A 9,488-nucleotide genomic window follows, 5' to 3' on the forward strand; every position below is an offset into this window, starting at 1 on the left:
CAGGATCACCGGCAGCCCGGCGAGCAGGTTGAAGAACACGTTGCCGCCCTGCGCCGCCGCCTTGCCGAGATCCGGCATCGCCAGCAGGATCGCGGCCTCCATCACCAGGCCGAAGGCGAACGACCAGAACACCGAATTGATGATCCCGCGCGGCACGGTGCGCCGTGCGTTCACCGTCTCTTCCGATGTGTGGGCCGCGCCGTCGAACCCGGTGATGGTGTAGAGCGGCAGCAGCAGCCCGAGCATGAAGAGGTAGAACAGGTTGCCGCTATGCGGCACCACCCGCCGCCGGCCTTGCCGGAATAGTTGATGAAGGTGAACAGCCGCGAGACATCGTAATGCTGCGCGCCCACCAGCATCGCGATGGTCAGCACGATGGCGATGAAGAAGATCAGGTAGCCGGAGAAATCGGTCAGCCGCGTGGTGGTGCGAATGCCCATGTGGTTGAACGCGCCCTGGCTCGCGGTGATCAGGACGACGGCGATGGTCTGCTGCCAGAACCCCAGTGCGACGTGTCGATATGGAACATGTTGCCGAGGATCAGGCTGGTGAACAGGTCGTAGGCGCCGACATTCACCGAGGCGACGACGAAGATCAGCCCGAGCAGGTTGACGAAGGCGGTCGCCCAGCCCCAGCCCCGCGCCGAGCAGCGACGACCAGTGATACAGCGCGCCGGCCGTCGGGTAGGCGGAGGCGATCTGCGCCATCGACAGCGCGATCACCATCGAAAAGATCGACCCACGATCCAGCCGACGAACACGCCCCCCGGCCCGGCGGCGGAGAACGCCGCCTGGAACGAGGTGATTCCGCCCGCCAGGATGCAGATGATCGAGAAGGCGATTGCGAAGTTGGAAAATCCGTGCATGCGCCGGGACAGTTCCTGCGCATAGCCCATCTTGTGCAGCGTTGCGGTATCCTCGGCGAGGATCCGCGCCTCATCCTGGTCGTTCGACATCTCCGTCTCCCATGTTGACCGTCAGGCCGTGTGCGCCGGGCTTTCCCGCCCGGTCGTGCTGTCAGGCATCGTTCGCGCGCCGAGCTTGCGGCGCACCGCCTCGGGCGAGGCGCCATGCAGCCGGCGGCAGGCCCGCGAGAAGGCGCTCACCTCGGAATAGCCGAGCAGTTCGGCGACCGCGGCGATCGAGAGATGCGGCTCGGCGAGATACATCAGCGCGAGCCGCGCCCGCACCTGGTCGATGCACCCGGAATAGGTGAGGCCGTACTCGGCGAGCCGGCGCTGCAGCGTCCAGCGCGGCAGGCCGAGGCTTGCGGCCACGCGGTCGATCCCGGCCGGGCCCTCGGGCAGCTTCCTGCGGATCTCGCTCGTCACCGCGCCGAGCAGGTCGCGCGGCGCGCCGCCGCCGCCGATCCGGCGCAGCTCCTCGGCCAGGGCGGCGAAGCGCGCCGGGTCGCGCGCCGGCATCGGCCGGTCCAGCCCCGCCGCGCGGAAGCTGATCGCGTTCGCCGGGGCGGCGAAGAACACCGGCGCGCCGAACGCCGCCGCATGCGCCTGCGCCTGTTCCGGCGCCGGGTGCTCGAACCAGACCTCCTCGATCTCCAGCGCGCCGCCGAGCGCGCGCCGCAGCAGGTTGGCGAACATCCCCATCGTCAGCTCGGCATCCTGCCGTCGCGACCAGATCCGCGGATCGACGATCCGGTATTCCAGCCGCAGCGATCGCCCCTCCCGCGCGAGGCGGGTTTCGGTATTCTGCTGGTGCTCGATGAAGTGGCGGGCGAAAGCCGCCAGCCCGGTGCCGACATCCGGCGCCGCCAGCGCGAGCTGGCCGATCAGCCCGAGCGCCTCGGGCTGGAACTGCTGGCCGAAGCGCAGGCCGAAATGCGTATCGCCGCTGCGCGCCGCCGCCCGTTCCATCATCGCGACATAGCGCGCCAGCGGCACGGTGGCGCAGGGGTCCTCAAGGTCGCGCGGATCGAATCCCGCCTCGCCGAGCACCAGGTCCGGGTCGGCCCCCGCGCCACGGATGAACGAAGTCACCCCGGACGCCGCGGCGGCGAGCACATGGCAGGATGTCGATCCGGACGCGGCGGCAGGCAGACCCATGATCCCCTTCAATCCGTCGGTGCCGCGCCAGAATGCCGGGCGGCGCGGCCGTTGCGCAACGAAATTCGGCAGTCTGCCGACTGTGGCAAATTCCGCCCCGTGCCGCTTTGACATCTGAACACAAACCCGCGCGATCGCCGCTTGTCGCCGAATGTCAAGATCGTCACACTGGGCTCATGCAATAGTCCGCCGGGAGGTGCGATCATGAACAACGATCTGTCTGCACAGAACATCACCGCGTCCGGCGGCATGACGCTCGACGAACTGCGCGCGGCGGTCGATGCCGGAGCGATCGACACGATCGTGATGGCGGCGCCCGACATGCAGGGGCGGTTGCAGGGCAAGCGGGTGATGCCCCGCTTCTTCCTCGACAACGTCCTGACCGACGCCTCGGAGGGCTGCAACTATCTGCTCGCCGTCGATGTCGAGATGACGCCGGTCTCCGGCTATGATTTCGCCTCCTGGGACCGCGGCTATGGCGATTTCGTCTTCCGCCCCGATCTCGCGACCCTGCGCCGCGCCGCCTGGCAGGAGGGCGCCGCGATCGTGCTCTGCGACATCGCGCTGCATGACGGCACCCTGGCGCCGGTCGCCCCGCGCAGCATCCTGCGCCGCCAGCTCGACCGTCTCGCCGCCACGGGCCTGACCGCGCTCGCCGCGACCGAGCTGGAATTCATGCTCTTCCGCAACACCTATGAAGAGTGCATGCGGCGCGGCTATCGCGATCTCGATCCGGCCAATCTCTACAATGTCGATTATTCCATCCTCGGCACCGCCAAGGTGGAAAAGGTCATCCGCGCCATCCGCAACGCGCTCGAGGCGTCGGGCATCCGCGTCGAGAACTCCAAGGGCGAGTGCAAGGTGGCGTCTCGGATTGTGTGGAAATTGCCTTGGGCGGCGTCTCCGGCTGGTGGAACATGACGAGGTCAGGCGACGAGATCAAGATGCATTGAGGCGGGAGGCTCTCCGAGGCTCTGCCACCCGTCGACTTTGCGCATGGAGATCTGTCCGGATGCGAGCAATGACCAGAACAACATCGCCGCGGTTTCGGCCGAGGGCAGGACGGTCTGGGTCTTGATCCGGCGCTTGAACTCCTCATGCAGACGTTCGATCGCATTCGTCGTTCTCGCTGATCTCCACTGGCTTTGGGGCAATCGTGTGAAGGTGAACAGCCGATCGCCGGCTTCTTCGAGGCTGTCGGCTACACCGCGGCATTTCAGACGCCATTTGGCCAGGAACAGCCGACGCCGGCGCATCACCTCGGCACTGGTTTCGGCGTAGATCATGTCGTTGTAGTCGGCGGTGATCTCCTCGTGCAGGGCGTCTGGCGCATGGGCCAGCAGGTTTCGGTGCTTGTGCACGGTGCAGCGTTGCGTCGGCACGTTTGGCCACAGGCTGGCCAGCGCACGTTCGAGGCCGGCGCCACCATCGATCAGCAGCAGTTCCGGAGTGCGCAGGCCGCGGGCGATGAGATCATCGAGCACGGCGCGCCAGGCGGCTTCGCTTTCGCCTCCCATGTTCTTCACCGCCAGCAGCAGCTTCTGCCCATCGCGGCGGACACCAAGCACGACCAGCAGCGAGATGTTGGTCGCTTTCCGGTCGAGCCTGACCTTCACCACGGTGCCGTCCAGGATCAGCCGGACGATGTCATCATCGGCCAGACTGCGCCGGTTCCAGCCTTCCCAGTCCGCCTTCACCTTTCGCCAGGTACGACTGACCACGTCCTTGCCTACCGCCCCCTTGAACAACGCCCCCAATGCCCGCTTCACCCGCCGTGTGTTCGTGCCGGCGAGATAAGTCGCCGCAATCAACGCCTCCGCCTGTTTCGTCATCCGCGCATAACGAGGCAGTGCGGCGCTGCGCCATTCGGCGGTTCCACCTTCAGGCTTTGGCATCCGACCCCGCGGCACCGTGATGTCGAGCGGTCCGAACGAGCCGAGGATTTGCCGATGACGGACACCGTGACGATATCCGGCCGCCGCCTCGCCATCCCGATGGTATCGCCCCCGCCCGAGCGCCGCCGTCAGCTCCTCCTCGAGCATGGTTTCAATGAACCCTCGGATCCGATCCCGAACGCCCGTCTCGATCGGGTCGAACCACGCCGTCCCATCAAACAGCCTGGCTTCCGGCGTTCCTGTGCTATTCTTCTCCATGGCGTGATCTCCATCGGCGCTACAACGCCGAGTCTGGTGGTTGAACTCACCCGGAGATTACGCCACCCAGAATTTCCACACACTTCACGACGCCACCGAGTGCAATCTCGGCCAGCACGAGATCAATTTCGCCTATGCCCCGGCACTGGAGTGCGCCGATGGCCACGTGATCTACAAGGAAGCCGCGAAGGAGATCGCCCAGGCGCAGGACCACGCCATCACCTACATGGCGAAGTTCAACGAGCGCGAGGGCAATTCCTGCCACATCCATCTCAGCCTGCGCGACGCCGCGAACCGCCCGGTCTTCGCCGCCGGCCCCGGCCACGCGCCGGAATTCGACCATTTCCTCGCCGGCCTCGCCGCCCACGCCGCCGAGCTTTCCGTGCTGTTCGCGCCCAACATCAACTCCTACAAGCGCTACGCCGTGGGCAGCTTCGCGCCGACCGGCCTGGTCTGGGGGCACGACAACCGCACCTGCGCCTTCCGCGTGCTCGGCCACGGGCGGTCGCTGCGCGTCGAAAACCGGCTGCCGGGCGGCGACGTGAACCCCTATCTCGCCCTCGCCGGCATGATCGCCGCCGGACTCGATGGCATGGAACGCCGCCTGCCGCCGCAACAAGCCTTCACCGGCAACGCCTATCACGGCGACCTGCCGCGCGTGCCCCGCACGCTGGCCGACGCCCTCGCCCTCTGGCGCCACAGCGCCTTCGCGCGCGAGGCGTTCGGCGAGCAGGTGGTGGCGCATTACGCAAGGATGGCCGAGGTCGAGGTCGAGACCTTCGCCGCCGCGGTGACCGACTGGGAACGCACACGCTGCTTTGAAAGGATGTAACCCGCGATGACCATTCTGCAGGGAACCTGGCGCTTCCCCACCGAGGTGCTGGCCGGGCCGGGCCGCATCGCCGAACTCGCCGGCCGCGCGCGCGACCTCGGCGCCCGCCGCGCGCTGTTCGTCTCCGACGCGCAGGTGGCGAAACTGCCCTTCTTCGCGCCGCTGGAGGCGAGCTTCGCCGCCGCCGGAATCGCCACCGCGCGCTTCACCGGCACCCACCCCGACCCGCTGGCGGGCGACGTCGCCGCCGGCGTCGCCGCCTTCCGCGCGCATGAGGCGGACCTCGTCGTCGCGATCGGCGGGGGCAGCGGGCTCGATTGCGGCAAGACCATCGCGCTCGCCGCCGCAACCGACCGGCCGCTCTGGGATTTTGAGATCACCCTTGCCGCCCCCGCGCTCGACCGGCCGATAGTGCCCATTCTCGCGGTGCCGACCACCGCCGGCACCGGCTCGGAAGTCGGCCGCGCCTCGGTCATCACCGATGAGCAGGCCGCCCGCAAGGTGATCCTGCTGCACCCGCAGATGCTCCCGCGCCTCGTCGTGCTCGACCCCGAACTCACCATCGGCCTGCCCGCGACCCTCACCGCCTGGACCGGGATGGACGCGCTCGCCCACAATCTCGAAGCCTATTGCATCGACGCCTGGCACCCGATGGCGGATGGCGTCGCGGTGGAGGGGATGCGGCTGATCCATGGCAGCCTCCTCGCCGCTGCGACCGATGGCCGCAATCTCGATGCCCGCGGGACCATGCTCGCCGCGGCCTCGATGGGGGCGACCGCCTTCCAGAAGGCCTCGGGGCGATCCACTCGCTGAGCCACCCGATCGGCGCGCACTGCCACGCGCATCACGGCCTGACCAACGCGGTGCTGATGCCCTACGTCCTGGAATACAACCGCCCGGCGATCGAGCCGAAAATAGCGCAGGTCGCCCGCAGCCTCGGCATCGACGGCGGGTTCGAAGGCTTTCGCGACTGGGTGATCGGCCTGCGAAAGGCGCTTGGCATCCCGAACACGGTCGAAGCGCTCGGCGTCACCGCGCCGATGCTGGACCAGCTATCCGAGGAAGCCTTCCGCGACCCCAACACGCCGGACAATCCCCGCCCGGCCGACGCCGCCGCCCTGCGCCGCATCCTCGCCGCCGCCCTCGCCGGCCGGCTCGACTCCCTGTCCCGCTGAGCCCCGCCTCTTCGCGCACGGGCGCGCGCAGCACCGCGCCCGCTCCAGCGCCGCACCACGCGCCGGCGCGCGAAACCGCCAACTCGTCGCGCGCCGTCTTGGCGGATGTGGAGCGTGAGCGCGGGATCATCGGCGAGGGGCGGGTTTGACGTGATTACCGGTGTTGGTGGAGGAATCCCCGTGTCACCCATATAGGCCTCGGCGCAGGTGGCAAAGGTCTTGCCGCGGACGGTCCGGGCCTCGCGCTGTGTGAGGCGGTGTTCGATCGGGTCGATGCCGTCGAGGAGAAGGCGCCGGCATTCAATGGCGCGCATCCGGGCCTCGGCCAGGGACATCAAGGCGACGGGGCCGAGCGCCATCTCGCGCGCCCGGCCGCGGATCATGAACCGCAACGACCAGGATTTCGCGCCGGAAGGGGCGATCTGGAGGTAGAGATTATTGCCGTCGCCATACAGGCCGGGGGCGGTAAGCTTGGCGACCTTGAGCGGCGACAGCTTGTGAACGACCCGGGCCGTATCCGAATCTTACCCACAAATTCACCCACGTGGAAACTCTGGATTCGGGCAAATCGGGATGGACGGAGGCGGACGGAAATCTGAATTATCGGCGAAAAATCAAAGATTTTAGGGGATGGTACCAAACAGTGCCGGATGTAGGGATGGCGGATGGGGTGGGATTCGAACCCACGATACGCTTTCACGTATGGCGGTTTTCAAGACCGCTGCCTTAAACCACTCGGCCACCCATCCTGACAGCGCCGGTTTAGCCGCCCAGGCCGCCGAGCGCCAGATACTTGATCTCGAGATAGTCCTCGATCCCGTATTTCGATCCCTCGCGCCCAAGACCCGATGATTTGACGCCGCCGAAGGGAGCCACCTCGGTCGAGATCAGGCCTTCGTTGATGCCGACGATGCCGTATTCCAGCGCCTCGGCGACGCGGAAGATGCGCCCCACATCGCGCGCGTAGAAATAGCTGGCGAGGCCGAACTCGGTGTCGTTCGCCATGGCGATCGCCTCCGCCTCGGTGCTGAAGCGGAACAGCGGGGCAACCGGGCCGAAGGTTTCCTCGCTGAAGATCAGCGCGTCGCGCTTCACATCGGCGATCACGGTCGGGGTAAAGAAATTGCCGCCCCGTTCGTGGCGCCGGCCGCCGGTCACGATCCGCGCGCCGCCGGCGACCGCATCGGCGATGTGCGCCTCCACCTTCTCGACGGCCTCGCGGTTGATCAGCGGCCCTTGCGTCACGCCGGCTTCCATGCCGTTGCCGACCTTCAGCGCCTCGACCGCGACCTTCAGCTTCGCCGCGAACGCCTCGAACACGCCATCCTGCACCAGGATGCGGTTGGCGCACACGCAGGTCTGCCCGGCATTGCGGAATTTGGAATCGATCGCGCCCTTCACCGCGGCATCGAGATCGGCGTCGTCAAACACGATGAACGGCGCGTTGCCGCCCAGTTCCATCGACGTCTTCTTGATCGTCGGCGCGCACTGGGCGAGCAGCTTCGCGCCAACCTCGGTGCTGCCGGTGAAGGAGAATTTCCGCACGATCGGGTTCGAGGTGAGTTCGGCCCCCATCGGCCCGACGGGCCGGTGATGATGTTGCACACGCCGGCCGGCATGCCCGCGCGCTCGGCGAGAACGGCGATGGCAAGCGCCGAGAACGGGGTCTGGCTCGCCGGGCGGATCACCCCGGTGCAGCCCGCGGCCCAGCCCGGCCCGGCCTTGCGGGTGATCATCGCCGCGGGGAAGTTCCACGGCGTCACCGCGGCAAACACGCCGATCGGCTGCTTCTGCACAATGATCCGCCGGCCGGGGGCGTTCTGCGGAATCGTGTCGCCGTAAATCCGCTTGCCCTCCTCGGCGAACCACTCGATGAACCCGGCGGCATAGGCGATCTCGCCCTTCGCCTCGGCCAGCGGCTTGCCCTGCTCGGCCGTCATGATCGCGCCGAGATCGTCCTGATTGGCCATCATCAGCTCGAACAGGCGGCGCAGGATCGCGGCACGCTCCTTCGCCAGCATCGCCCGCCAGCCGGCCAGGGCGCGGCCAGCCGCCTCGATCGCGCGGCGGGTCTCCGCCTCGCCCATCGCCGGCACGCGGCCCACCAGATCGCCCGTCGCCGGATTCAGGACATCGAGCGTCCGGCCACTCTCCGCCTGCACCCACGCGCCATCGATGTAATTGGCTTCCCGCAGCAGCGTCGGGTCGTTCAGCCTTACGGTCCCGGTCGTGTTCAGCATCCTGCCCTCCTCGTCGTGATCGTCAGCATCATGGCTTCAGGCGCACCGGCCGGACAGGGTCAGCCCGGGGTGAGCGACACCATCGTGGTCTGCGGCGGCATGCCGGGCTGCACCGTCGGCCAGCGCGTCGCCGGATGGGCGAAATCCGCCTGCCGCGTCGCACCGGGATGCCGCGCCACGGTGAACAGCGTCTTCCCGTGCGGATCGGCAGCGGCGCCGCCCACCGCCCCGCCCACCGGCGCGCTGTAGAGCAGATGGAGCCCGCCATGCGGGCGCATCGCGAACAGCCCGTCCGCCGTGTCGGTCACGGCGCCGCGCTGGTCGGTGCCGATCAGCAGCCGGCCGCGCCCATCGAAATCCAGGGTCGATGGCGCCCGCAGCCAGGCCGTCGAACCCGGCGCATAGCGCGAGGACGAATCATGCGCCGGATTGCCGCCCAGCAGCACAACCCGCCCGGCAAACCGACGGGCCGCCAGATCGCCGCCCTCGGGCGCAAAGGCGAGCAGATGGCCGGCGCCATTGCCGGCGCGCGGATTGAGCGGGTTGATCTGGCTGATCCCCCGCCCCGGATTGCCGCGGCAGGCCAGGTAGAGCGTGCCGTCCGCGCCGATCGCCATGCCGGCCGGCGCGTCGAACCCGGACTCGCGATGCCCGGCCGAAGCCGTCGCGGTCAGCGTGGGCAAGCCTTCAGGCAGATCGTGCCAGACGATATGCGACCCGTCGATCGCCGCGACGGCGAGCGTCCCGGCATCCAGCGCGCCCTCGCCGGCGCCGGCTGGCGCAGCACCCTTGAAGCGGAACAGGGCGTCCCATCGGGCCGTCCTCGCTCATGAAGACCACGGCGCTGCCATCGGCGGCGAGGCCGCAGGCAACGCCCGCGCGGGGCAGCCGGCCGAGCGCCGTGCGCTTCACCGGAAACGACATCGGATTGGCCGCATCGAGCTCGACCACCCAGCCAAAACCGGCGCCCACGCTCGGGCTGCCGAAGCCCGGCGCATGGCCGGCGAGACGCCTGATCCAGCCCGC

Annotated in this window: 9 protein-coding genes, 1 tRNA gene and 3 pseudogenes; 3 read left to right on the forward strand and 10 right to left on the reverse strand. The window is 68.2% G+C overall.

What is annotated here, in order from left to right; genetic code table 11:
* The 4 genes from ACIDOCELLA78_RS96365 to ACIDOCELLA78_RS96380 form a co-directional block, all read right to left on the reverse strand.
* On the reverse strand, nt 1–246 hold a 246-nt coding region (locus ACIDOCELLA78_RS96365; protein ID WP_249676853.1), incomplete at its 3' end, for an amino acid permease.
* Complete coding sequence (locus tag ACIDOCELLA78_RS96370) at nt 171–725, reverse strand: hypothetical protein (RefSeq protein WP_249676855.1); 555 nt, start codon at nt 723–725, stop codon at nt 171–173. The genes ACIDOCELLA78_RS96370 and ACIDOCELLA78_RS96365, both read right to left, overlap by 76 nt.
* The gene (locus ACIDOCELLA78_RS96375; RefSeq protein ID WP_249676857.1) at nt 719–955 is read right to left on the reverse strand and encodes a hypothetical protein; all 237 of its coding nucleotides are present in this window, start codon (nt 953–955) and stop codon (nt 719–721) included. Before ACIDOCELLA78_RS96375 ends, ACIDOCELLA78_RS96370 begins: the two co-directional genes overlap by 7 nt.
* 21 nt (nt 956–976) lie before the next feature.
* Nucleotides 977–2,062: an AraC family transcriptional regulator gene (locus ACIDOCELLA78_RS96380; RefSeq protein WP_249676858.1), complete on the reverse strand. Its 1,086-nt coding sequence runs from the start codon at nt 2,060–2,062 to the stop codon at nt 977–979.
* Between the two features lie 204 nt (nt 2,063–2,266).
* On the opposite strand from ACIDOCELLA78_RS96380, the gene ACIDOCELLA78_RS96385 reads away from it, so the two are divergent.
* Nucleotides 2,267–2,983 carry a glutamine synthetase gene (locus tag ACIDOCELLA78_RS96385; RefSeq protein WP_249676860.1) on the forward strand — a complete coding sequence of 239 codons (717 nt, stop codon included), beginning with the start codon at nt 2,267–2,269 and terminating at the stop codon, nt 2,981–2,983.
* A 5-nt stretch (nt 2,984–2,988) separates the two neighbouring features.
* Here the strand turns inward: ACIDOCELLA78_RS96385 and ACIDOCELLA78_RS96390 are convergent, their stop codons facing one another.
* Nucleotides 2,989–4,215 (reverse strand): IS256 family transposase, encoded by a 1,227-nt coding sequence (locus tag ACIDOCELLA78_RS96390; RefSeq protein WP_201728293.1) that lies wholly within the window; start codon nt 4,213–4,215, stop codon nt 2,989–2,991.
* Between the two features lie 40 nt (nt 4,216–4,255).
* Here ACIDOCELLA78_RS96390 and ACIDOCELLA78_RS96395 point away from each other — a divergent pair, with 40 nt between their 5' ends.
* Nucleotides 4,256–5,047 (forward strand): glutamine synthetase family protein, encoded by a 792-nt coding sequence (locus ACIDOCELLA78_RS96395; RefSeq protein WP_283770874.1) that lies wholly within the window; start codon nt 4,256–4,258, stop codon nt 5,045–5,047.
* 6 nt (nt 5,048–5,053) lie between these two features.
* Nucleotides 5,054–6,222 (forward strand): annotated as a pseudogene (locus ACIDOCELLA78_RS96400) (iron-containing alcohol dehydrogenase).
* A gap of 314 nt (nt 6,223–6,536) precedes the next feature.
* On the opposite strand, the pseudogene ACIDOCELLA78_RS96405 reads toward ACIDOCELLA78_RS96400, so the two are convergent.
* From ACIDOCELLA78_RS96405 to ACIDOCELLA78_RS96425, 5 genes and pseudogenes are all read right to left on the reverse strand, one after another.
* Nucleotides 6,537–6,716: pseudogene (locus ACIDOCELLA78_RS96405) on the reverse strand (Arm DNA-binding domain-containing protein); the annotation flags it as partial.
* Nucleotides 6,717–6,881: 165 nt separating this feature from the next.
* A tRNA-Ser gene (locus tag ACIDOCELLA78_RS96410) sits at nt 6,882–6,971 on the reverse strand.
* Nucleotides 6,972–6,984: 13 nt separating this feature from the next.
* Nucleotides 6,985–8,462, reverse strand: a pseudogene (gene gabD / locus ACIDOCELLA78_RS96415) (NADP-dependent succinate-semialdehyde dehydrogenase).
* Between the two features lie 59 nt (nt 8,463–8,521).
* The gene (locus ACIDOCELLA78_RS96420; RefSeq protein WP_307850972.1) at nt 8,522–9,265 is read right to left on the reverse strand and encodes an alkaline phosphatase PhoX; all 744 of its coding nucleotides are present in this window, start codon (nt 9,263–9,265) and stop codon (nt 8,522–8,524) included.
* Nucleotides 9,150–9,488: alkaline phosphatase PhoX (locus ACIDOCELLA78_RS96425; protein WP_283770875.1), on the reverse strand; the 339-nt coding region annotated here is incomplete at its 5' end. The genes ACIDOCELLA78_RS96425 and ACIDOCELLA78_RS96420, both read right to left, overlap by 116 nt.

The sequence above is a fragment of the Acidocella sp. C78 genome (assembly GCF_907164655.1).